This is a genomic window from Blautia acetigignens, assembly GCF_025566865.1.
Classification (GTDB): domain Bacteria; phylum Bacillota; class Clostridia; order Lachnospirales; family Lachnospiraceae; genus Blautia_A; species Blautia_A acetigignens.
In genome coordinates this window covers 84,299-106,217 of sequence record NZ_JAOQJM010000014.1, presented here as the reverse complement: position 1 = coordinate 106,217, position 21,919 = coordinate 84,299, and the positions used below count along the sequence as shown (strand labels likewise).

Below are 21,919 nucleotides of genomic sequence, written 5' to 3'. Positions count from 1 at the left end.
GAAAACACAAAAGGAGACCTATGGGCGAATTCCGAACTGTAACCTACGAAGTTCACAACCCCAAAATAAAACAAAACCAGAGCGTGCGTTTCGCCGTCCTTGCGGATGTTCACGGCAGCGAATTTGGAACAGACAACTGCGACCTGCAGGCAAAAATCCGGGAAAACCTGCCAGATGCCATTCTTGTAGCTGGAGACATGGTTGTGCGAAAAGATGTATCCACCCTGGAAAACGCCCGGAAGCTTCTTATTTCCCTGGCAAAGGATTTTCCTGTTTTCTATGGTCTGGGAAATCACGAATCCAAAATGAAAATAGAGGGCTATCCCTGCCAGAGCGAATATCTGGAATACGAACAGTCCCTGAGGAAAGCTGGCGTCCATATCCTGACAAATGAGAAATACGAATTCCAGGCAAAAGGCACCTCCCTTGTTATAAACGGCCTGGAACTTCCTTTAGAATATTATCACAAGCCAACCTCCCCAAAGCTTACAGACCAGGCAATGGAACAGCTTATGGGAAAACCGGAGCCGGACGCGGTAAACATTCTCCTCGCCCACAGTCCCAAATACGGCAGAACCTATTTTAACTGGGGCGCAGACCTGATCCTGTCCGGCCACTACCACGGCGGCGTGCTGCGTTTTTCCAGGCACATAGGCACCATCAGTCCCCAGCTCATGCCTTTTCCCAGGTACTGCTGCGGGGATTTTTACCAGGACGGGCAGTGCATGATCGTAAGCGCCGGGCTTGGGGAACACACCATGCCCCTTCGGATCCACAACCCCAGAGAACTGATTTTTATAGAAATGAAATCTTAAGGGAAGAAAGGAAAGCTCATGGCAATCTCCGTAAAACTAAATGTTTTTGAAGGACCGCTTGACCTGCTCCTTCACCTGATCGATAAAAATAAAATTGACATTTACGACATCCCCATTGTGGAGATCACAGACCAGTACATGGAATACATTCACGCCATGGAAAAAGAAGACTTAGGCGTGATGAGCGAGTTTATGGTTATGGCGGCCACTCTTCTTGACATCAAATGCCGGATGCTTCTTCCAAAAGAAGTAAACGAGGAAGGGGAGGAGGAAGACCCAAGAGCCGAGCTTGTCCAGAAGCTTCTGGAATATAAGATGTACAAATACATGTCTTACGAGCTGAAGGACAAAATGGACGATGCCAGCGGAGTCTATTACCGTGCTCCCGACGTGCCGGAGGAAGTGCTTCAGTACCGGGAGCCTGTGGATCCATCTGAACTGCTGGCTGGGCTGACCCTGGAAAAGCTCCACGCCATTTACCAGTCCATCATCCGCAGGCAGGAAGACAAGGTGGACCCCATCCGAAGCCGTTTCGGCAGGATTGAAAAAGAAGAAGTCAGTCTTTCAGATAAAATGCTTGAGATGAAAGAATTTGCAAAGACCCACAGAAAGTTCAGCTTTAAGGACCTTTTGAAAAAGCAGTGCTCCAAGGTGCAGGTGATCGTCACCTTCCTTTCCGTGCTGGAGCTGATCAAAATGGGACACATCCATGTGGTGCAGGAGGAGATTTTTGACGACATCCAGATCGATGTTGTGACTGATCCTGAAACCTGGAAAAATCTCACGGAATTTGCAGAGGAAGGATAATATATGGAAATCAGACAATTAGAAGGAGCCATTGAGGCCATTCTGTTTACAATGGGAGAGGCGGTGGAGCTTTGCCAGATCGCGAAAGCCATCCAGCAGGACAAGGCCACCACAGAGAAGCTGATCCACAATCTCATGGACAAATACCAGGATGAGGGCAGGGGAATCCACATTATCGAGCTGGAAAATTCCTATCAGCTTTGCACCAAGCGGGACTATTACGGCTGCCTGATCCGCATCGCTATGCAGCCCCAGAAGCCGGCACTTACCGACGTTATGCTGGAGACTTTGTCCATCATTGCCTACAAGCAGCCGGTGACCAAGGCAGAGATCGAGAAGATCCGAGGGGTAAAAAGCGACCACGCAGTGAACAAGCTGGTGGAATATAATTTGGTCAAAGAGCTTGGAAGACTGGATGCACCGGGACGCCCCATCCTTTTTGGAACCACCGAGGAATTTCTTCGAACCTTCGGCGTGCAGGGCCTGGAAGAGCTTCCTTCTGTGGACCCGGTGAAAATGGCAGACTTCAAGGCGGAGGCAGAAGAAGAGATACAGCTGAAGCTGGACGTATAAAAGGCTGCCAGCGGTATAAGCTAAGTGATGCAGGATGGAACATATGAGCCGCAGCTTTTGCGGCATAAGACAGGAGAGGATAAAAATGCCAACAACATACGCACATGATCTGTTTGGACAGAAAGTATACAGGCAGATGCCGGAAGAAGTAAAAAAAGTCATCAGGGAAAATGGGGAGCTGTACCGCATCGGACTGCACGGCCCGGACATCTTCTTTTATTATTTTATTTTCAAAAATCATGTCAGCGGCGTTGGATACCGGATGCATAAGGAAAAAGCCAGAGCCTTTTTCATCCAGGGAATGAGTCAGGTGCGTGAGACCAAGGATCAGGCCCTGCTTGCCTATCTTCTTGGTTTTGGCTGCCATTATCTTCTGGATTCCGCCTGCCATCCTTTTGTAAACGAGATGCACGACAAGGGGCGGATTTCCCACAGCCTTCTGGAAATCGAGTTTGACCGCTTGCTTATGGAAGAAACAGGGAAAGACCCTTATACCTATTATCCTTCCGTATGCATCGCGGCAAAGGAGCGAAATGCAAAAGAAATCCACAAGGTCTTTCCCCTTGTAAAAACAGGGGATATTCTTCTGAGCCTGAAGCTTATGAAATGGATTACCAACCAGCTGGTATGCGATGACGGCGGCGCAAGACGTGCCCGTCTGGCCAGAATTTCCAGTCTGGGGGGCCATAAAGCCCAGTCAGCCCTGATCGACCACTACATGATGGTCCATCCGGCAGGGGGCAGCAAGGAGCTTGTAGAGGAACTGAACCGGCTGTTTGAAGAGGAAGTGAAAAAGGCGCCTGGGGAACTGCTTGAGCTATATCAGCTTTCCAAGGAGGATCATCCGTTATCAGATCGGTGGAATTTAACTTATAACGGGTGATAATATCTTTTCAGGGGGCGGACATTCTTCGAAATCTCCGCCCCTGAGTCATATCCCGGACATGTCTGCGTAAAATGAATATATGGAAGATTAGAGCGTGTTTGAATATGAGGGGATGTGGAATATGAAGAAAAAAGGAAAAAGATTTCTTTGCAGACTTCTTATCCTGATCACCGGGACGGTATCTGTAGGGCAGGCATCCGCAAGCGCCGGAGCGGCAGACCTTCAGGGAGTGAGCACCGTGGTACAGATGATCCCGGCAGCGGTGGACATGAACGAAACAGATGGCCCCGGAAGCCTGTATGCCCTTTCGGCTGTTCTCATGGACGGAGATTCCGGCAGAGTGCTTTACGAAAAAGAGGGTTACACAGCCAGGCCGAACGCCAGCACCACAAAGGTGATGACCTGCATCCTGGCCCTGGAAAACGGAAAAGGCGACGACTACGTAATGGTTTCCAAAAATGCCGCCGCCCAACCCGAGGTAAAGCTTGGCTTAAAAGAAGGGGAGCAGTATTACCTGGAAGATCTTCTCTATTCCCTGATGCTGAAAAGCCACAACGACACTGCCGTGGCCATTGCCGAGCACATCGGCGGCTCTGTGGAAGGCTTTGCCCACATGATGAACGAAAAAGCAAAGGAAATCGGCTGCACCAGCACCCATTTTGTCACTTCAAACGGCCTGGACGGTGCAGATGCAGGAGGTGTTCATGAGACCACAGCCCGGGACCTTGCCCTGATCATGAGTTACGCCATCAAAAACAAAACCTTTCTTCACATTACCCAGACAAGAGATTATTCTTTTTACGACCTTTCCGGGAACCGGCAGTTTTCCGTGCACAATGCAAACGCCTTTCTGGACATGACCCCGGACGCCATTTCCGGGAAAACCGGATTCACAGGAAATGCAGGCTACTGTTATGTGGGCGCCTGCAAAAATGAGGGCAGAACCTTTATTATCGCTCTTCTTGGCTGCGGATGGCCCAACAACAAAAGCTACAAATGGAAGGACACCATGAAGCTTCTGGAATATGGAAAGGAAAACTTCCATAAAGAAGTGTACTGGCAGGAGCCTGCCATTCCCGAAATCCAGGTGAAGGACGGCGTTTCGGAAAACAGTACCGTTTCCGATGAGAGCCCGGCACAGTCCGAGCAAAACCTGTCAGCCGGCTTAGGGAAAGCTGCATTTATAAAAGGCGTCATCCAGGCAGAAGACTCCGACAAAAAGAAAGAGGTCCTTTTAAAGGACAGTGAAAAAGTCACCTGCAATGTCCGTCTCCAGAAGTCACTTGCTGCCCCTGTGAAAAAAGGGCAGAAGATTGGCCAGGTCACCTTTTCCATCGGAGAACTGGTGCTGGATGACTATTTTGTAACCGCAGACCGCAATATCGTCAAAATTACCTATTTGTGGTGCGTAAATAAAGTATTTCATGACTTTTTCCACTAAAAAGCCTGATGAAATATGTATGATATATCAAAAAATCCCCCGAATTTCGAGGGATTTTTTTGCATAAAAACACGGAAAACTATTGAAAAATTATGTGAAAAAATGTACAATTAGAATCGGCAGATTTTTTGGTTATACTTTTAAATTTTTATAAAATGGAGGGCAAGAAAGAATGAGTAACACAACACAAAGCTTAGCGGGCACAAGAATCACTTCTTTGCTGGACGCGAACAGTTTTGTTGAAATCGGCCAAAGTGTAACAGCCAGAAATACAGATTTCAACATGACTGAAAAAAAAGCACCTTCAGACGGTGTTATTACCGGATATGGTGTGATTGATGGAAATCTGGTGTATGTGTACAGCCAGGATGTTTCCGTACTGAACGGAACCGTAGGCGAAATGCATGCCAAGAAGATTACCAGACTTTATGATATGGCTATGAAGACCGGTGCTCCGGTGATCGGCCTGATCGACTGTGCAGGTCTGCGTCTCCAGGAGGCAACTGATGCGCTGGAAGCATTCGGTGAGATCTATATGAAACAGACTCTGGCTTCCGGACTGATCCCACAGATCACAGGTATCTTCGGCACCTGCGGTGGTGGTATGGCACTTGTACCGGCACTGACAGACTTTACCTTTGTGGAAGAGAAGAAAGGTAAACTGTTCGTAAATACCCCGAATGCCCTTGCCGGCAACAATATCTCCAAATGTGATACATCTGCTGCCAAATTCCAGAGCGAAGAGACAGGTCTTGTAGACGGAATCGGCACAGAGGATGAAATCCTTGGAAAGATCCGTGAACTCGTAACATATCTGCCATCTAACTGCGAAGACACTGATTCCTACATGGAGTGCACAGACGACTTAAACCGCGTATGCGAGGACATTGAGAACTGCACAGGCGACACAGCCATTGCACTTTCCAGAATCGCAGACAACGGACAGTTCTTCGAAGTAAAAGCAGACTATGGCAAGAACGTTGCGGTTGGATTCATCAGACTGAACGGAGCTACCGTTGGTGCTGTTGCAAACAGAAGCGAGAGCTATGACGCTGAGGGCAACAAGGCATGGGAGTCTGACGGAAGACTTTCTGCACGCGGCGCAAGAAAAGCAGCAGAATTCGTGAAATTCTGTGACGCTTTCGAGATCCCGGTACTTACTCTTACCAATGTAGAAGGCTTCGAGGCTACTGTATGCAGCGAGAAGATGATGGCGAAATCCGTAGGACAGCTGGTTCATGCATTTGCAAATGCTACTGTTCCGAAGGTTAACGTGATCATCGGCAATGCATTCGGAACTGCTTACACAGCTATGAACAGCAAGGCAATCGGCGCAGATATGGTATATGCATGGGAGAATGCCCAGATCGGCATGATGGATGCAGATCTTGCAGCGAAGATCATGTATGCAGGCGATGACGCAGCCACTCTTAATGAGAAGGCAGCAGAGTACAGAGAGCTTCAGAATTCCGTTTCCTCTGCAGCAGCAAGAGGATATGTTGACACCATTATCAGCCCGGCTGATACAAGAAAATATGTGATCGGAGCATTTGAAATGCTGTTCACAAAAAGGGAAGAACGTCCGTCCAAGAAACACGGCACGGTCTAAGCGAGGTGGAGCATATGAAACAGATTTTTAAGAAAGTATCCTCCCTTTGCACAGTACTCCTTATGATGGCAGTTCTCACTCTTACAGGCGCATCTGCAGTATGGGCGGAAGAGGTGGACGACACTGTAAAGCAGACGCTGATCACCACTGCTGAGGGACTTACGGATACCATCGTTACTCTTGGCGATGAGGACATTGAGAACTATTCCAAGTCTTCTGATGCATTTACAACATCTGCAATGTCTGCATGGGCAGGCTCCAAGTCAGAGCTTGGTGCCCTGAAGGAAAGAAGCGGTGAAGTGGAAGTAAAAGCTTCTGATGACGGATATACCGTTACTGTTCCGGCTTCCTTTGAAAAGGCAGATGCAAACTTTGTTTATGTATTTGACGGCTCTACAGGAGCACCTACATCTCTTACTGTAGACGTTCAGTACTCCATGGCTGAGACCTTAAGAAGAGCTGTTATGAATACCATCATGGGTATTGCAATTGTATTCATCGTTCTTATTTTCCTGAGCTTCCTTATCTACCTGTTCCGATTCATTCCGAATCCGGAGGCAAAGAAAAAGGCTCAGGCTGCAGCGGCACCTGCACCTGTTCCGGTGGCAGCACCAGCAGTAGAGGAGCCGGCAGATGATACAGAACTGATCGCGGTTATCGCAGCAGCTATTGCAGCAGCTGAGGGAACCACCACTGATGGATTCGTAGTTCGTTCCATCCGCAAAATCAATCGTAAAAAAAGATAAGTACAGGAGGATCCTAAAATGAAAAGTTATACAATTACCGTTAATGGAACAGCATATGAAGTAACTGTTGAAGAGACAGGAAGCGTATCCGCACCAGCAGCTGCAGCATCGGCAGCAGCTCCTAAGGCAGCACCGGCACCAAAGGCAGCTCCGAAAGCAGCAGCCGGAGCAGGCTCTGTTAAAGTTGCAGCTTCCGTACCTGGAAAAGTTCTGAAAATCGCAGCAACTGTTGGACAGGCTGTAAAAGCCGGAGACAACATTGTAATCCTGGAATCCATGAAGATGGAGATTCCGGTAGTAGCTCCTCAGGACGGAACCGTTGCAAGCATTGATGTTGCAGAAGGTGCCTCTGTAGAAAATGGAGATACCCTGGCAACAATGAACTAAGTCGGGAGGTAATAAGATGTCTTATGTAGCAGACACTCTGTCCAACCTGATCCATCAGACCGCGTTCTTTAACCTGACATGGGGTAACTATCTGATGATTGTGGTTGCTTGTGTATTTTTATATCTTGCCATTGCAAAGGGATTTGAGCCGCTTCTTCTTGTTCCTATTGCATTTGGTATGCTCCTTGTTAATATTTATCCGGACATTATGGCTAATCCGGAAGACATGTCCAACGGCGTTGGTGGTCTTCTTCATTATTTCTATATCCTTGATGAGTGGAGTATTCTTCCATCCCTTATCTTCATGGGTGTAGGTGCGATGACAGACTTCGGTCCTCTGATCGCAAACCCGAAGAGCTTCCTGATGGGTGCTGCAGCACAGCTTGGTATCTACATGGCTTACTTCCTTGCAATCTTCCTTGGATTCAATGGTAAGGCAGCAGCAGCAATCTCCATCATCGGCGGTGCTGATGGCCCGACTTCCATCTTCCTTGCCGGTAAGCTTGGACAGACAGCTCTTATGGGACCGATCGCTGTAGCGGCATATTCCTATATGTCACTGGTTCCGATCATTCAGCCTCCGATCATGAAACTGTTTACAACTGAGAAAGAGCGTAAGATCAAAATGGAACAGCTTCGTCCTGTATCCAAGCTTGAGAAGATCCTCTTCCCAATTGTGATCACAATCGTTGTCTGCATGATTCTTCCTACAACTGCTCCTCTGGTTGGTATGCTTATGCTTGGCAACCTGTTCAGAGAGTGCGGCGTTGTTAAACAGCTTACAGAGACAGCTTCCAATGCACTTATGTACATCGTAGTTATCCTTCTTGGAACATCTGTTGGTGCATCCACAAGTGCTGAGGCATTCCTTAATGTTGATACTCTGAAAATCGTTGTATTAGGTCTTGTGGCATTTGCATGCGGTACCTTCGGAGGCGTTATGCTTGGAAAGATTATGTGCAAGCTTACAGGCGGCAAGATCAACCCGCTTATCGGTTCTGCTGGTGTATCTGCAGTACCTATGGCAGCCCGTGTTTCCCAGAAGGTTGGTGCTGAGGCTGATCCTACCAACTTCCTTCTGATGCATGCAATGGGACCAAACGTTGCCGGTGTTATCGGTACAGCAGTTGCTGCCGGAGCATTCATGGCAATTTACGGAATCTGACAATGCCAGGTTTTCAAAGCCGAAAAGCGGCGGAACGATCCGCAGGCATTGGTTCGTGTCAAAAAGAATTTTTGACACGAACTTCATTATAAAAATATAAGGAGAACAATTATGGCAGAAATTGAAAAAAAACCTGTTAAAATTGTGGAAACCATTCTGCGTGATGCACATCAGTCCCTGATTGCAACCCGTATGACAACAGAGCAGATGCTTCCAATCGTTGATAAACTTGATAAAGTAGGCTACCATGCAGTAGAGTGCTGGGGCGGTGCTACTTTCGATGCAAGCCTTCGTTTCCTTCATGAGGATCCGTGGGAAAGACTTCGTAAATTACGTGACGGATTCAAGAACACCAAGCTGCAGATGCTTTTCCGCGGTCAGAACATTCTTGGATATCGTCCGTATGCAGATGACGTTGTTGAGTACTTTGTACAGAAATCTCTGGCAAATGGTATTGATATCATCCGTATCTTTGACTGTATGAATGACCTTCGTAACCTTCAGACTGCTGTACATGCTGCAAACAAGGAGCATGGCCATGCACAGGTTGCACTTTCCTATACACTTGGTGATGCTTACACTCTGGAATACTGGACAAGCATTGCAAAACGTATCGAGGAAATGGGAGCAGATTCCATCTGTATCAAGGATATGGCCGGACTTCTTCTTCCATATAAAGCAACAGAGCTTGTTACTGCACTGAAGGAGACTGTTAAGATCCCGATCGATCTTCATACACATTACACCTCAGGTGTAGCTTCCATGACTTACTTAAAGGCTGTTGAAGCTGGCGTTGATATTATCGACACTGCAATGTCTCCATTTGCACTTGGTACTTCCCAGCCTGCAACAGAGGTTATGGTTGAGACCTTCAAGGGAACACCATATGATACAGGCTTTGATCAGCAGCTCCTTGCTGAAATCGCAGATTACTTCCGTCCAATGCGTGACGAGGCTCTTGAGAGCGGTCTTCTCAATCCGAAGAACCTTGGTGTAAACATCAAGACTCTTCTGTATCAGGTACCGGGTGGTATGTTATCCAACCTTACCTCCCAGCTGAAGGAGCAGCATGCAGAAGACAAATTCTATGATGTTCTTGAAGAAGTTCCGCGTGTTCGTAAAGACCTTGGTGAGCCGCCGCTTGTTACTCCGTCTTCCCAGATCGTTGGTACACAGGCTGTATTCAATGTTCTTATGGGCGAGAGATACAAGATGGTTACCAAAGAGACAAAGGATGTTCTCAGCGGAAAATACGGCGCAACAGCAAAACCATTCAATCCGGAAGTACAGAAGAAGTGCATCGGTGATGTAAAACCGATCACATGCCGTCCGGCAGACCTTCTGGACAACGAGCTGGATAAGCTTGAGGGAGAGATGGCACAGTACAAGGAGCAGGATGAGGATGTTCTGTCCTATGCACTGTTCCCGCAGGTTGCTACTAATTTCTTCAAGTATCGTCAGGCTCAGCAGACAAAGGTTGATGAGACTGCTGCTGATACTAAGAACGGAGCATATCCGGTTTAATCAGTGATGAATAATTTACCGAAGGGGCAGCCGTTATGGCTGTACCTGCGGTAACAATGACGAAAGACACGTGCAGAAAATATTTGCACGTGTCTTTTTAAAAAAGAAATGTGAAAGGTTTTATATGAGTAAAATACTGATCGTAGGCGGCGGGGCTGCCGGAATGATGGCAGGCGTTTTCCTGGCAAGAGCAGACCATGAAGTCCACATCCTGGAAAAAAATGAGAAGCTTGGAAAGAAAGTGTATATTACAGGAAAGGGACGCTGTAATGTTACAAATAACTGTGACACGGAAGAATTGTTCAAGGCAGTGATGTCCAACCCCAAATTTCTGTACAGCGCCTTCTATTCCTTTACACCCCAGGACGTCATGGAGTTTTTTGAGGAAGCAGGCGTACCGCTGAAAACAGAAAGAGGCAATCGTGTATTCCCTGTATCCGACCGTTCTTCTGATATTATCCGCGGCCTGGAGCGGGAACTGAAGAAGGCAGGCGTGCACATTCACCTTCGCACAGAAGTGAAAACTGTAAGTGCTGACCCTTATGAGGAACCCGATGTGGATGAGAAAAAGGCACACCACAGCAGAGTCACAGGCGTGCAGTTATCTGACGGAAACTTCCTGGAGGGGGACTGCGTTCTGGTTGCTACCGGAGGGCTTTCCTATCAGGCGACCGGTTCCACAGGAGACGGCTACCGCTTTGCCCGGGAGACAGGCCATAAGGTGACAGAGCTTTCCCCGTCCCTGGTTCCTCTTAAAACAAAAGAAGACTACATTCCCAGACTCCAGGGCCTTTCCCTGAAGAACACAGAGCTGACCATCAAATCCGGGAAGAAAGTTCTTTTCCAGGATTTCGGCGAGATGATGTTCACTCACTTTGGCGTGACTGGTCCCATGATCTTATCTGCAAGTGCCCACATTGGCAAACAGCTGCAGAAATCCGGCGAGCTTAATGCTTATCTGGACTTAAAGCAGGCCCTTACCATGGAGCAGCTGGACGCCAGGATCTTAAGGGAGTTTGAGGCAGGACAGAATAAGCAGTTTAAGAATGTGATTGGGGTACTTTTCCCATCTTCTCTGACGCCGGTTATGCTGGAGCTCGGAGGAATTTCGCCGGAAAAGAAGATCCATGACATTTCCAGGGAAGAGAGGATCCACTTTGAAGAACTGGTGAAGGCGTTCCCATTTACCATCAATGGAATGGGAGAGTACAAGGAAGCGGTTATCACTAGAGGAGGTGTTTCCGTGAAGGAGGTACAGCCGGGCACCATGGAGTCCAGGAAGGTGAAGAACCTTTACTTCATTGGAGAGGTGCTGGATCTGGACGCGGTAACAGGCGGCTATAACCTTCAGATTGCATGGTCCACCGCATATCTGGCTGCCATGGCGTTGAAAAATGCCTGAAAATGTGGTATTATCAAATAAGGAATGTTAGGGTCAAAATTGCCCCTAACCTGATATCTGCGAATTGCTCTGCTGCGAGGCAGCTCCCGCAATTCTGCGGGGCCCAAGTTCAAAAGCTTTATCGTGCAAGCACGAACAGCTTTTTGACCTTTTGCCCCTGATATCAGATACAAAATGTACCAGGAGGTAACACAATAATGGGATGCAATATCGCCATTGACGGACCGGCAGGAGCCGGCAAGAGCACCATTGCCAAAAGAGTGGCAAAGGAGCTTTCATTTATCTATGTAGATACAGGTGCCATGTACCGTGCAGTTGCACTTTATCTGCAGAAGAAAGGAATCGACGGAACGGATTCCCAGGCAGTTGCAGATCACTGTCAGGAAGCAGAGGTTTCTATCCGCTATGAAGATGGAGAACAGCTGGTGATCCTGAACGGGGAGAATGTTAATGCCTGTATCCGCACGGAAGAAGTGGGAAATATGGCGTCCAAGACCTCTGCCAACCCGGCAGTCCGCGCACATCTTCTCAACCTGCAGAGAAATCTTGCAGAGAAGAACAATGTGGTAATGGACGGCCGCGATATCGGAACCATTGTTCTGCCCGATGCCCAGGTGAAGATTTTCCTCACTGCAAGCGTAGAGACCAGAGCGAACAGACGCTATGAGGAATACCTTGCCAAGGGTGAGAAAGCAGATCTGGAAGATATTAAGAAGGATATCGAGATCCGCGACCATCAGGACATGACAAGAGAGATTTCCCCTCTTCGCCAGGCTGAGGATGCAGTGCTTGTGGATTCCTCCAATATGAACATTGAGGAAGTGGTAGCCGCAATTCTTGGAATTTACAGAGATAAGGTGGAATAAACCATGGAAGTAAAGGTTGCGAAAACAGCAGGCTTTTGCTTTGGTGTGCAGCGCGCGGTAGACAAGGTCTACGAGCTGATCGGCAGCCATCCGGACAAGCTGTTTACTCTTGGCCCCATTATTCACAATGAGGAAGTGGTGAACGACCTGGAGAAAAAAGGCGTCCGGGTTGCCTCTGAGGAGGATCTGAAGACGCTCCCGGAAGGCAGCACCGTAGTGATCCGTTCCCACGGCGTTGGAAAGGAAGTGTACGACCGTCTGGAAGAATACGGACTTTCCTATGTGGATGTGACCTGTCCCTTTGTGCTGAAGATCCACAGGATTGTGGAGAAAGAGAGCAGGGCAGGTTCCCATGTGGTGATCATCGGCGATCCGGATCACCCGGAGGTTGTAGGAATCTGCGGCTGGTGCATGGGTCCCTGCACCGTCATAAAAACGGAACAGGATGCGCTGGATTTTGTGCCTCCGCCGGGTAAAAACATATGTATTGTGTCGCAGACAACATTTAATTACAATAAATTTAAAGATTTAGTTGAAATTCTCCGCAAAAAGAGGTATGATAATACTGTTTTAAATATTCTTAATATTTTAAACACTATTTGTAATGCTACCGAAGAACGGCAGAGAGAAGCAAAGAGCATAGCCGGAGAGGTAGACACTATGTTGGTCGTAGGCGGCAGACATAGTTCCAATACTCAAAAGCTGTTTGAAATATGTAAAAAGGAATGTGAAAATACTTACTATATACAAACACCTGTAGACTTGGATTCAGATATGTTCCAATGCAGTAGTTATGTAGGTATTACAGCAGGGGCTTCAACCCCAAAGAAAATTATTGAGGAGGTTCAAGAACATGTCAGAATTAAGTTTTGAACAGATGCTGGAAGATTCCGTAAAAACAATCAGAAATGGAGAAATCGTACAGGGAAAGGTCATCGATGTAAAAGAAGATGAAATTATCCTGAACATTGGCTATAAGGCTGATGGTATTATCACCAAGAGTGAATATAGCAATGATCCTTCCATAGTACTTACCGACGCTGTACATGTAGGTGACTCCATGGAAGCCAAAGTGCTTAAGGTAAACGATGGCGAAGGCCAGGTTATCTTAACCTACAAGAGACTTGCTGCAGAGAAAGGCAACAAACGTCTTGAGGAAGCATTCGAGAACCAGGAAGTATTAACTGCTCCTGTAACTCAGGTACTTGACGGCGGATTATGTGTAAATGTTGAGGAGACTCGTGTATTCATCCCTGCAAGCCTTGTTTCCGATACTTATGAGAAAGACCTCAGCAAATACGCTGATCAGGAGATCGAATTCGTTATCACAGAGTTCAATCCAAGAAGACGCCGCATCATTGGTAACCGCAAACAGCTTCTTGTTGCTGAGAAGGCTAAGAAACAGCAGGAGCTTATGGAGCGCATCCATGTTGGCGATACTGTAGACGGTGTTGTTAAGAATGTTACAGATTTCGGTGCATTCATTGATCTGGGCGGCGCTGACGGACTGCTTCACATCTCTGAGATGTCCTGGGGCAGAGTAGAGAACCCGAAGAAGGTTTTCACAGTTGGTGAGACTGTTAAGGTTATGATCAAAGACATCAAGGGTGAGAAGATTGCTCTTACAATGAAATTCCCGGAGGAGAATCCATGGCTTACAGCAGCCGAGGATTTCGCAGTTGGAAATGTAGTAACAGGTAAAGTTGCTCGTATGACAGACTTCGGTGCATTCGTAGAGCTTGCTCCTGGAGTAGATGCACTTCTTCATGTATCTCAGATTTCCAGAGAGCACGTTGCAAAACCATCTGATGTACTTTCCATCGGACAGGAGATCCAGGCTAAGGTTGTTGACTTCAATGGTGAAGACAAGAAGATCAGCCTGAGCATGAAGGCTCTTGAGGCTCCGGCAGAGGACGCACCTGTAGAGGAATAATGTAAAGAATTACCGCCATTCACAGGTTATTGTGAATGGCGGTTGCTTTTCGTATCAGAATGAGAACTGGTAAGTTTGGCTTATCAGAAATTTAAGGAGGCATTTTCCGCGATGGAAGATGTCTCCTTTTAAATTATGTTATTTCAGCTTCCAGAACAAATATTCCATGGTATGTACCAGATATTGTCTCTGCTTTTCTGAATTCTGCAGAAACTCTTCCGAGCAGGGGAACCAGGTATAGCAGGTGTCTCTTGTGGCGGACTGCTTCAACCCTTTTTCCATAAATTTGCTGATGGATTTTGGGACGGCCATGTCTTCGCCGGGGAGATAGTCGTAATGCTTGTAATCACTGTAATACTGGCGAATCCGTCCGTTTACAGGGCAGGTAAGTACGCTCACCAGATTTTCATGTCCGGTAATGTAGAACTCCTCAGTGCGGTTGGAAAAGGCGGCAGGAAGAGTATAGGGAAGCTTCAGCTGCAGAATCAGGTTTTCCTCGTCGAAATCCGCTCCGTTTGCCTGGAAATCTCCGCTTTTCAGGGAAAGATATCCCATCATCTTAAACACATCTCCAAGACCCAGAAGGTCCTCCATATTATGTCCCATCACAATATCCAGATCTGTCTGTTCCCTGCGTGACATATATTTTTTGTAAATGCGGATGCAGTCGCCGCCGTTGCAGTAGACACGCTTGTGTTCTCCAAGAAAGGCTTCCATTTGCTCCTGTTTCAGTCCTGGAAGCTTCAGAAATCCTTTTAAGGGGCGGAGAATCTTATAAAGGTCAATAGAAGGAAGCCCTTCAAATGGATCCGGCAGTTCATGAAACGCAAGCCGTGCCTGAAGATAAGGCTGGTCGAACGCATCGCCATTGTATTGAACGGTGCAGGTGAATTTTTTCAAAAATTCGGAAAAAACCTCCAGAAGCTGCTTTTCTTCCCGAAAATCCGGTGCCAGCCACTGATACAGCTGCCAGCCCTCATTTCCTTCATAGCACACAGCTCCGATCATGTATAAAAAAGAGGAATTTCGTCCTAATCCGGTGGTTTCAATATCGTAAAATAAAGGGGCAAAATCTACCTGATTTTTCCCGTTCCCAGATAAATTTTTAACAGTCTCAAAGTCTGGAAACCCTTGTAAAATCGGCATTTTTTTAACAATCATCCTGCTTATACTCCTTTCATGGATTGTATTCAATTATACACAATTTTTTTCTTTTTAGGTAGTGAATTTTTTTACAAAATGAGGTATAGTAGAATATAGAGAATAGTCAGAATATATAAAATACCAGGACCAAAAGTTCAAAAAGCTGTAAGGAGCAAGTCCTGGCATTAATAAAAAGAAAAGGAGAAACACATGTGGGATTTAGCAATTAATGGAGTAGATTTCTATCACATAGCCAACTGGTTTTACATATACAGTTTTCTTGGATGGCTGTGGGAAACCTGCTACGTATCTGTAAGGAAAGGCAAGCTGATCAACAGAGGCTTTATTAACGGCCCGTTGTGTACCATCTATGGCTGCGGAGCACTTGCCGTTTATCTGATCCTTCTTCCGGTAAGCGAAAATCTGCTTCTTTTATTTGTAGGAGGAATTGTAGTCGCCACTGCACTGGAATATGTGACAGCGGTATTGATGGAGAACATTTTCCATACATCCTGGTGGGATTACAGCGATAAGAAATTTAATTTCCAGGGACGTATCTGCCTTGGCTGTTCCCTTGGATGGGGATTGTTTACGGTAGGACTTTTCCGGGTGCTGCATCCGGTTGTATCGGATTTTGTGGAGTTGTATTCCAGGAGAACCGGAGAAATCGCGGTCTGTGTGATTACGGTGGTCTACATTGTGGACTTCGCTTTTTCCGCAGCAGCAGCATTCCACATCCACGAGCGCATTCCTGCATGGGAGCAGGCGCTGGATCAGATGCGAGTGGAGCTGCTTGTGCAGGCCCGTGAGAAGATGGAGAATCTGGAAGAGAGCAGCGGCCTTTCCCGTGAGAAGATCAAGCAGCAGCTTGGTGACAAGCTTGGCCGTCTGGACGATATCGCCCTGATCAAGGAGCTGGAAGAGAAGCGCTCTGTTATGATGACCGATATCTCCGAGGAACTGCAGAAGCGCAAAGAGGCAATGGCAGGAAAAGTCAGCCACAATATGCAGCGTTTCGTAAAGGCATACCCGAACCTGAACCGTGGCTATAAGATCCACAAAAAATACGGTTTCGGCAAAAGAAAAAAAGATGCGGATCAGAAATAACAGAAGCGCATCAGAAGGAATGAAAGATTATAATAAGTTTTTTCAATGCGGAAGTCTTATGGATCATACAGATAACCATAACAGCTTTCTGCCGTCGGGAAAGGCGGAGAGCTGTCCGAATCAGACAAAAGGGAAACAAAGAGTTATAAATCAGACAAAGAAATCAGGTTGCTGCGGACAAAAGAGTCAGTGATCAATACTATAAAGGCGGTGAATATTAGTGCGGTTAACTTTTAAAGGCGGCGTACATCCCTTCGAGGGAAAAGAAATGTCAAAGGACTGCCCGGTGGAGAAATATCTCCCCAAGGCTGATCTGGCGTATCCATTGTCCCAGCACATTGGTGCTCCGGCCAAGCCTGTGGTTGCAAAAGGTGACCATGTGCTGGCAGGACAGATGATCGCAGAAGCAGGCGGATTCGTATCTTCCCCTATTCATGCTTCTGTATCCGGAACTGTGAAAGGCATCGAGAAACGGCTCACAGCTACCGGAAGCATGGTGGATTCCATTATTGTGGAAAATGACGGATTATATGAGGAAACAGAGTTTACTCCCGCAGATCCGGCGGGGTTGACCCGTGAGGAAATTATCGGAAGAATCCGCGACGGCGGTGTCGTAGGACTTGGAGGTGCAGGCTTCCCCACACATGTGAAGCTTTCCCCCAAGGAACCGGACAAGATTGAGTACATACTGGTAAACGGTGCAGAATGTGAGCCTTACCTGACAAGCGACTACAGGCGCATGATGGACCAGCCCGAGAAGGTGGTAGAAGGCCTGAAGATCGTAGTAGGTCTTTTCAAAAACGCAAAGGGCTGTATCTGCATTGAGGACAACAAGCCAGACTGTATTGCGAAAATGAAAGAGCTGGTAACGGGCATCCCCAATATCGAAGTCAAGGAACTGATGACCAAGTACCCCCAGGGCGGTGAGCGAACCCTGATCTACGCAGTGACTGGAAGAGAGATCAACTCCTCCATGCTTCCTGCAGATGCAGGCTGTATTGTAGACAACGTGGAGACCATCTGCAGCATATATGATGCGGTAGCCCTTGGCAGACCTATCATGAAGCGTATTTTTACGGTAACCGGAAAAGGCATCAACCGCCCGGCTCATTTTGAAGTCTGTACAGGAACGGATATGGCCGAGCTGATCGACGCGGCAGGCGGTCTGAAGGACCACGCAGGAAAGGTAATCTCCGGCGGTCCTATGATGGGCTTTGCCATGTATGATCTTCATGTACCTTGTGTGAAAACCTCTTCCTCACTTCTGTGTATGCAAAGCGACCCTGTATCAGACGCAAATGCACAGCAGACAGCCTGCATCAACTGCGGACGCTGCGTCAGTGTCTGCCCGGGACACGTAATTCCCGCAAGGCTGGCAACCTTTGCTCAGAGAGGCGATATGGAAAGCTTCCAGAAATTTGATGGAATGGAATGCTGCGAGTGCGGCTGCTGCAGCTACATCTGCCCGGCCAAGCGTCCGCTGACCCAGAGCATCAAATCCATGCGTAAAATGGTGCTGGCAAGCAGGAAAAAGAAATAATAAGGGGGAAGAAACTCATGGAACAAATGCTTAATGTATCATCCAATCCCCATGTCCGGGCAAGGATGACCACTGCGAAGATCATGCAGCTGGTTGCCATCGCGCTTTTGCCTGCAGCCATAGTGGGAATTTATAATTTCGGATTCAAGGCACTGGCCATTCTGGTGGTATCCACCGGCAGTGCAGTGCTTGCAGAGTGGTTATATGATCATTTCATGCACAAACCAAACACCATCGGAGACTTCAGTGCAGTTGTCACAGGTCTTCTGATCGGCATGAACATGCCTGCAGGAATTCCTTTATGGATTCCGGCACTTGGCAGTATTTTTGCAATTATTGTGGTAAAACAGCTGTTCGGCGGTCTTGGCCAAAACTTTATGAACCCGGCCCTTGCTGCCCGCTGTTTCCTTATGATTTCCTTTGCGGGAAAAATGACGGACTTTTCCGTATCTGACAGCTTCAAGGGCGCAGTTGACGGTGTGACAGGGGCAACTCCTTTGGCAGCTCTTCGCGACCATGGTTTTGTGGCAGGCTCCTCTGTTCCCATTAAGAACCTGCTCATTGGAAATATCCAGGGTACCATCGGTGAGACTTCCGTAATCGCCATCCTGATCGGAGCAGCCATCCTGCTTTGCTATAAGGTGATCAGCGCAAGGATTCCTCTTACCTACATCGGCAGCTTTGCCGTATTTGTGATCATTTACATGCTGGCTTCCGGCAAAGGCTTTGACGTAAACTATCTGTTTACCCACCTTTTCGGCGGCGGACTGATGCTGGGCGCATGGTTTATGGCCACTGACTACGTGACAAGCCCCATCACGGTGAAGGGACAGTATGTATACGGTGTCTGTCTGGGTGTTCTCACCGGAATCTTCCGTATTTTCGGAGCTTCCGCAGAAGGCGTTTCCTATGCGATTATTTTCTGCAACCTTCTGGTACCTCAGATTGAACGTTTCACACGTCCGGTTGCTTTTGGAAAAGGAGGCGCAAAGAAATGAAAAACAAGATCGTGAAAGATACCCTTGCGCTGACTGTGATCACACTGATTTCCGGCCTGCTTCTTGGTGTTGTCAATGACATTACCGCAGGTCCCATTGCCAGTCAGCAGGCAAAAGAAAAAGAAGAAGCCTACAAGGCGGTATTTGCAGAGGCAGCTTCCTTTGAAGTAGTTACAAGCGGGGAAGATGCAGACCTTGAGAGCTATCTGGATGAGAACGGCTACAAAGCCCAGAGCATTGATGAGGTGATGCTTGCAAAGGATGACGCTGGAAATGAGCTTGGCTATGCCTTTTCGGTTACCACTTCCGAGGGTTACGGCGGAGATATCCAGTTTGCTATGGGAATCCAGGATGACGGAACCTTAAATGGAATTTCTATTTTGTCCATCAGTGAGACTGCCGGCCTTGGCATGCGTGCCACCACAGACGATTTCAAGAACCAGTTCAAGGACAAAAACGTAGAGAAATTTACATACACAAAGACTGGCGCCACATCTGATGATGAGATTGACGCTTTAAGCGGTGCGACGATTACCACAAATGCCATGACAAATGGCGTGAATGCCGGACTTGCCGCATTTCGTTATGAGAAAGGGGGCAGTCAGCAATGAAAAAGAATACACCATCTGAACGACTGATTAACGGTATCATCAAAGAAAATCCTACCTTTGTGCTGATGCTTGGTATGTGTCCTACACTGGCTATTACCACATCTGCCATCAACGGTATTGGAATGGGACTTACTACAACGGTAATTCTGGCTGCATCCAACCTGATGATCTCTCTGCTCCGCAATTTTATTCCGGACAGCGTGCGTATGCCAGCCTACATTGTGGTAGTTGCGTCCTTTGTAACAATTGTACAGATGCTTCTGCAGGGCTTTATTCCTTTCCTGTATTCTTCCCTTGGAATCTATATTCCGCTGATCGTTGTAAACTGTATCATCCTGGGAAGAGCAGAGGCCTATGCTTCCAAGAACAAACCAATCCCATCCCTGTTTGACGGCATTGGAATGGGACTTGGCTTTACCTTAAGCATCACCTGCATCGGTGCAGTACGTGAGCTGATCGGTGCCGGAACTATTTTCGGCAAACAGATCCTTCCGCTTGCAGATGCTGCAGCTGGCAAAATGGGCTATGAGCCTGTAACCATTTTCATTCTTGCACCTGGCGCATTCTTTGTCCTTGCGTTTTTATCTGCAATCCAGAACAAATTCAAGCTTGGCGCTGCCAAACGGGGCATTGATCCAAGCAATCCGGACTGCAAGGGCGGCTGTGCTTCCTGCGGAAATTCCATGTGCTCAGGAAAAAGGGGGTAGGAGAAGATGAAAGAATTATTACTGATCATTGTAAGCTCTGCGCTTGTCAATAACGTAGTCCTCAGCCAGTTTATGGGGCTTTGTCCGTTCCTTGGTGTTTCCAAAACTACGGATACAGCAGCTGGTATGGGCGGTGCGGTTATTTTCGTAATCACCCTGTCCTCCTTTGTAACCAGTGTGATCTACAAGTTGATCCTGCAGCCTCTGGATCTGACTTATCTGCAGACCATCGTGTTCATTCTGATCATTGCAGCGCTGGTACAGTTTGTGGAAATGTTCCTGAAGAAAAGCATGCCTTCTCTTTACAAGGCACTTGGCGTGTATCTGCCTCTGATCACCACCAACTGTGCAGTTCTTGGCGTGGCCCTTACAAACGTGCAGAAGGACTATAATATCCTGGAGGGTACTGTAAACGGTTTTGCAACTGCTTTTGGTTTCTCCATCTCCATTGTGCTGATGGCAGGAATCCGTGAGAAAATTGCGTACAACGATATCCCGGAGGCATTCCAGGGATTCCCAACTGTACTTCTGACAGCTGGACTGATGGCAATTGCATTCTTCGGATTTTCAGGTTTGATCTAAGGAGGCGTAAGGATGAATATAAGTGCGATTATAGGAGCGACCATTCTGGTTGCGGCAGTAGGACTTTTCATCGGTGTGTTCCTTGGAGTTGCCGGAAAAAAGTTTGCTGTTGAGGTGGATGAGAAGGAAGTTGCCATCAGAGAAGCGCTTCCTGGAAATAACTGCGGCGGATGCGGATATCCGGGCTGTGACGGTCTGGCAGCAGCCATTGCCAAGGGCGAGGCACCGGTCAACCGCTGTCCGGTAGGCGGCGAGCCTGTAGGAAAAATAATTGCAGGAATTATGGGGCAGGAGGCAGTAGAGACTGCCCGCCAGGTAGCCCATGTGAAATGCTCCGGAACCTGTGACAAGGCGAAAGAAGAGTATGTTTACACAGGAGTGGAGGACTGCGAAATGCTTCCCTTTGTTCCAAATGGCGGAGCAAAGGCCTGCACCTATGGCTGCTGTGGCTTCGGAAGCTGCGTGAAGGTCTGTCCCTTTAATGCGATTCACATTGTAAACGGTATTGCTGTTGTGGATAAAGAAGCATGTAAGGCCTGCGGTAAATGTATTGCCAAATGCCCAAGACACCTGATTGAGCTGATTCCATACGATCAGAAGGTGGTTGTGGACTGCAGCTCCCATGATAAGGGCAAGCAGGTGATGGCTGCCTGTGAGGTTGGCTGCATCGGCTGCAAGAAGTGCGAGAAGACTTGTTCCAATGGGGCAATTACAGTAGAAGATTTCTGTGCACATATTGATTATGAGAAGTGTACAGGATGCGAAGCATGTAAGGAAGCGTGTCCGAGAGGGGTTATCCGGGAGGCATGATTTCCTTGCAGTTAACGAATGCTCTTAAAGTAAATTTATAAGATGAGAACCTGCATTTGGGGTGAATGAAGCATAAAGCAAATCTTATGCATATTGCCCGGAATGCAGGTTTTTGTTTGGACAAAACAGAATCATGACCATTTGTCAGAGCACATTTCAAGAGATATTTTTTTGTGAACAGACAGGAGTCTGGCTTTCTTTCTTGATACAGGTATGATATGATGTTTGAATCAGGATGCACTGGAATCAAATATCAGATTTTGGTGG

The 21,919-nt window shown here is 47.5% G+C and carries 22 protein-coding genes; 21 read left to right on the top strand and 1 reads right to left on the bottom strand.

Annotated elements, in window-relative coordinates; translation table 11 throughout:
- Positions 1-20: 20 nt before the first annotated feature.
- The 14 genes from OCV70_RS14945 (at position 21) to rpsA (ending at position 14,154) form a co-directional block, all read left to right on the top strand.
- On the top strand, positions 21-815 hold the full coding sequence (locus tag OCV70_RS14945; RefSeq protein ID WP_021926265.1) for a metallophosphoesterase: 795 nt from the start codon (positions 21-23) through the stop codon (positions 813-815).
- Between the two features lie 18 nt (positions 816-833).
- The gene (locus tag OCV70_RS14940; protein ID WP_021926264.1) at positions 834-1,622 is read left to right on the top strand and encodes a segregation and condensation protein A; all 789 of its coding nucleotides are present in this window, start codon (positions 834-836) and stop codon (positions 1,620-1,622) included.
- Between the two features lie 3 nt (positions 1,623-1,625).
- Positions 1,626-2,195 carry an SMC-Scp complex subunit ScpB gene (gene scpB / locus OCV70_RS14935; RefSeq protein ID WP_021926263.1) on the top strand — a complete coding sequence of 190 codons (570 nt, stop codon included), beginning with the start codon at positions 1,626-1,628 and terminating at the stop codon, positions 2,193-2,195.
- An 85-nt stretch (positions 2,196-2,280) separates the two neighbouring features.
- Entirely contained in the window at positions 2,281-3,078 is a 798-nt protein-coding gene (locus OCV70_RS14930; RefSeq protein ID WP_021926262.1) for a zinc dependent phospholipase C family protein, read from the top strand.
- A gap of 250 nt (positions 3,079-3,328) precedes the next feature.
- A complete protein-coding gene (locus OCV70_RS14925; protein WP_173766680.1) occupies positions 3,329-4,522 on the top strand; it encodes a D-alanyl-D-alanine carboxypeptidase family protein in 1,194 nt (397 codons plus the stop codon).
- Positions 4,523-4,694: 172 nt separating this feature from the next.
- On the top strand, positions 4,695-6,131 hold the full coding sequence (locus OCV70_RS14920; protein ID WP_173766582.1) for an acyl-CoA carboxylase subunit beta: 1,437 nt from the start codon (positions 4,695-4,697) through the stop codon (positions 6,129-6,131).
- Positions 6,132-6,145: 14 nt separating this feature from the next.
- Positions 6,146-6,877, top strand: coding sequence for an OadG family transporter subunit (locus OCV70_RS14915; RefSeq protein ID WP_173766584.1), 732 nt, complete (start codon positions 6,146-6,148; stop codon positions 6,875-6,877).
- 18 nt (positions 6,878-6,895) lie between these two features.
- A complete protein-coding gene (locus OCV70_RS14910) occupies positions 6,896-7,264 on the top strand; it encodes a biotin/lipoyl-binding carrier protein (RefSeq protein ID WP_173766586.1) in 369 nt (122 codons plus the stop codon).
- Positions 7,265-7,280: 16 nt separating this feature from the next.
- Complete coding sequence (locus OCV70_RS14905; RefSeq protein ID WP_173766588.1) at positions 7,281-8,429, top strand: sodium ion-translocating decarboxylase subunit beta; 1,149 nt, start codon at positions 7,281-7,283, stop codon at positions 8,427-8,429.
- Positions 8,430-8,540: 111 nt separating this feature from the next.
- Positions 8,541-9,953 carry an oxaloacetate decarboxylase subunit alpha gene (locus tag OCV70_RS14900; protein WP_262579806.1) on the top strand — a complete coding sequence of 471 codons (1,413 nt, stop codon included), beginning with the start codon at positions 8,541-8,543 and terminating at the stop codon, positions 9,951-9,953.
- A 124-nt stretch (positions 9,954-10,077) separates the two neighbouring features.
- Entirely contained in the window at positions 10,078-11,355 is a 1,278-nt protein-coding gene (locus OCV70_RS14895) for a BaiN/RdsA family NAD(P)/FAD-dependent oxidoreductase (RefSeq protein WP_021924437.1), read from the top strand.
- A gap of 197 nt (positions 11,356-11,552) precedes the next feature.
- Positions 11,553-12,221, top strand: coding sequence for a (d)CMP kinase (cmk, locus tag OCV70_RS14890; protein WP_021924436.1), 669 nt, complete (start codon positions 11,553-11,555; stop codon positions 12,219-12,221).
- Positions 12,222-12,224: 3 nt separating this feature from the next.
- A complete protein-coding gene (gene ispH / locus OCV70_RS14885) occupies positions 12,225-13,094 on the top strand; it encodes a 4-hydroxy-3-methylbut-2-enyl diphosphate reductase (protein WP_173766594.1) in 870 nt (289 codons plus the stop codon).
- Positions 13,075-14,154 (top strand): 30S ribosomal protein S1, encoded by a 1,080-nt coding sequence (gene rpsA / locus OCV70_RS14880; protein ID WP_117851872.1) that lies wholly within the window; start codon positions 13,075-13,077, stop codon positions 14,152-14,154. The genes ispH and rpsA overlap by 20 nt, the downstream gene beginning before the upstream one ends.
- Before the next feature lie 138 nt (positions 14,155-14,292).
- Here rpsA and OCV70_RS14875 read toward each other — a convergent pair whose 3' ends face one another.
- Positions 14,293-15,315: a ribonuclease H-like domain-containing protein gene (locus tag OCV70_RS14875; protein ID WP_021925531.1), complete on the bottom strand. Its 1,023-nt coding sequence runs from the start codon at positions 15,313-15,315 to the stop codon at positions 14,293-14,295.
- Positions 15,316-15,507: 192 nt separating this feature from the next.
- Here OCV70_RS14875 and OCV70_RS14870 point away from each other — a divergent pair, with 192 nt between their 5' ends.
- The 7 genes from OCV70_RS14870 (at position 15,508) to OCV70_RS14840 (ending at position 21,652) form a co-directional block, all read left to right on the top strand.
- Positions 15,508-16,404, top strand: a complete 897-nt coding sequence (locus tag OCV70_RS14870; protein ID WP_021925530.1) for a putative ABC transporter permease — start codon at positions 15,508-15,510, stop codon at positions 16,402-16,404.
- A 220-nt stretch (positions 16,405-16,624) separates the two neighbouring features.
- A complete protein-coding gene (rsxC, locus tag OCV70_RS14865; RefSeq protein ID WP_021925529.1) occupies positions 16,625-17,944 on the top strand; it encodes an electron transport complex subunit RsxC in 1,320 nt (439 codons plus the stop codon).
- Between the two features lie 17 nt (positions 17,945-17,961).
- A complete protein-coding gene (locus OCV70_RS14860; protein WP_021925528.1) occupies positions 17,962-18,942 on the top strand; it encodes an RnfABCDGE type electron transport complex subunit D in 981 nt (326 codons plus the stop codon).
- Positions 18,939-19,553 carry an RnfABCDGE type electron transport complex subunit G gene (locus tag OCV70_RS14855; RefSeq protein WP_021925527.1) on the top strand — a complete coding sequence of 205 codons (615 nt, stop codon included), beginning with the start codon at positions 18,939-18,941 and terminating at the stop codon, positions 19,551-19,553. Before OCV70_RS14860 ends, OCV70_RS14855 begins: the two co-directional genes overlap by 4 nt.
- Entirely contained in the window at positions 19,550-20,260 is a 711-nt protein-coding gene (rsxE, locus tag OCV70_RS14850; protein ID WP_021925526.1) for an electron transport complex subunit RsxE, read from the top strand. The genes OCV70_RS14855 and rsxE overlap by 4 nt, the downstream gene beginning before the upstream one ends.
- 6 nt (positions 20,261-20,266) lie before the next feature.
- Entirely contained in the window at positions 20,267-20,842 is a 576-nt protein-coding gene (rsxA, locus tag OCV70_RS14845; protein ID WP_021925525.1) for an electron transport complex subunit RsxA, read from the top strand.
- A gap of 12 nt (positions 20,843-20,854) precedes the next feature.
- Positions 20,855-21,652 (top strand): RnfABCDGE type electron transport complex subunit B, encoded by a 798-nt coding sequence (locus OCV70_RS14840; protein ID WP_021925524.1) that lies wholly within the window; start codon positions 20,855-20,857, stop codon positions 21,650-21,652.
- Positions 21,653-21,919 lie beyond the last annotated feature (267 nt).

Coding starts and splice junctions, on each gene's coding strand:
- OCV70_RS14840 (WP_021925524.1), top strand. CDS start 20,855: ATGAATATAAGTGCGATTATAGGAGCGACCATTCTGGTTGCGGCAGTA.
- OCV70_RS14905 (WP_173766588.1), top strand. CDS start 7,281: ATGTCTTATGTAGCAGACACTCTGTCCAACCTGATCCATCAGACCGCG.
- ispH (WP_173766594.1), top strand. CDS start 12,225: ATGGAAGTAAAGGTTGCGAAAACAGCAGGCTTTTGCTTTGGTGTGCAG.
- scpB (WP_021926263.1), top strand. CDS start 1,626: ATGGAAATCAGACAATTAGAAGGAGCCATTGAGGCCATTCTGTTTACA.
- OCV70_RS14870 (WP_021925530.1), top strand. CDS start 15,508: ATGTGGGATTTAGCAATTAATGGAGTAGATTTCTATCACATAGCCAAC.
- OCV70_RS14895 (WP_021924437.1), top strand. CDS start 10,078: ATGAGTAAAATACTGATCGTAGGCGGCGGGGCTGCCGGAATGATGGCA.
- OCV70_RS14930 (WP_021926262.1), top strand. CDS start 2,281: ATGCCAACAACATACGCACATGATCTGTTTGGACAGAAAGTATACAGG.
- OCV70_RS14940 (WP_021926264.1), top strand. CDS start 834: ATGGCAATCTCCGTAAAACTAAATGTTTTTGAAGGACCGCTTGACCTG.
- OCV70_RS14900 (WP_262579806.1), top strand. CDS start 8,541: ATGGCAGAAATTGAAAAAAAACCTGTTAAAATTGTGGAAACCATTCTG.
- OCV70_RS14920 (WP_173766582.1), top strand. CDS start 4,695: ATGAGTAACACAACACAAAGCTTAGCGGGCACAAGAATCACTTCTTTG.
- rsxE (WP_021925526.1), top strand. CDS start 19,550: ATGAAAAAGAATACACCATCTGAACGACTGATTAACGGTATCATCAAA.
- OCV70_RS14855 (WP_021925527.1), top strand. CDS start 18,939: ATGAAAAACAAGATCGTGAAAGATACCCTTGCGCTGACTGTGATCACA.
- cmk (WP_021924436.1), top strand. CDS start 11,553: ATGGGATGCAATATCGCCATTGACGGACCGGCAGGAGCCGGCAAGAGC.
- OCV70_RS14945 (WP_021926265.1), top strand. CDS start 21: ATGGGCGAATTCCGAACTGTAACCTACGAAGTTCACAACCCCAAAATA.
- OCV70_RS14915 (WP_173766584.1), top strand. CDS start 6,146: ATGAAACAGATTTTTAAGAAAGTATCCTCCCTTTGCACAGTACTCCTT.
- OCV70_RS14910 (WP_173766586.1), top strand. CDS start 6,896: ATGAAAAGTTATACAATTACCGTTAATGGAACAGCATATGAAGTAACT.
- OCV70_RS14925 (WP_173766680.1), top strand. CDS start 3,329: ATGATCCCGGCAGCGGTGGACATGAACGAAACAGATGGCCCCGGAAGC.
- rpsA (WP_117851872.1), top strand. CDS start 13,075: ATGTCAGAATTAAGTTTTGAACAGATGCTGGAAGATTCCGTAAAAACA.
- rsxA (WP_021925525.1), top strand. CDS start 20,267: ATGAAAGAATTATTACTGATCATTGTAAGCTCTGCGCTTGTCAATAAC.
- OCV70_RS14875 (WP_021925531.1), bottom strand. CDS start 15,315: ATGATTGTTAAAAAAATGCCGATTTTACAAGGGTTTCCAGACTTTGAG.
- OCV70_RS14860 (WP_021925528.1), top strand. CDS start 17,962: ATGGAACAAATGCTTAATGTATCATCCAATCCCCATGTCCGGGCAAGG.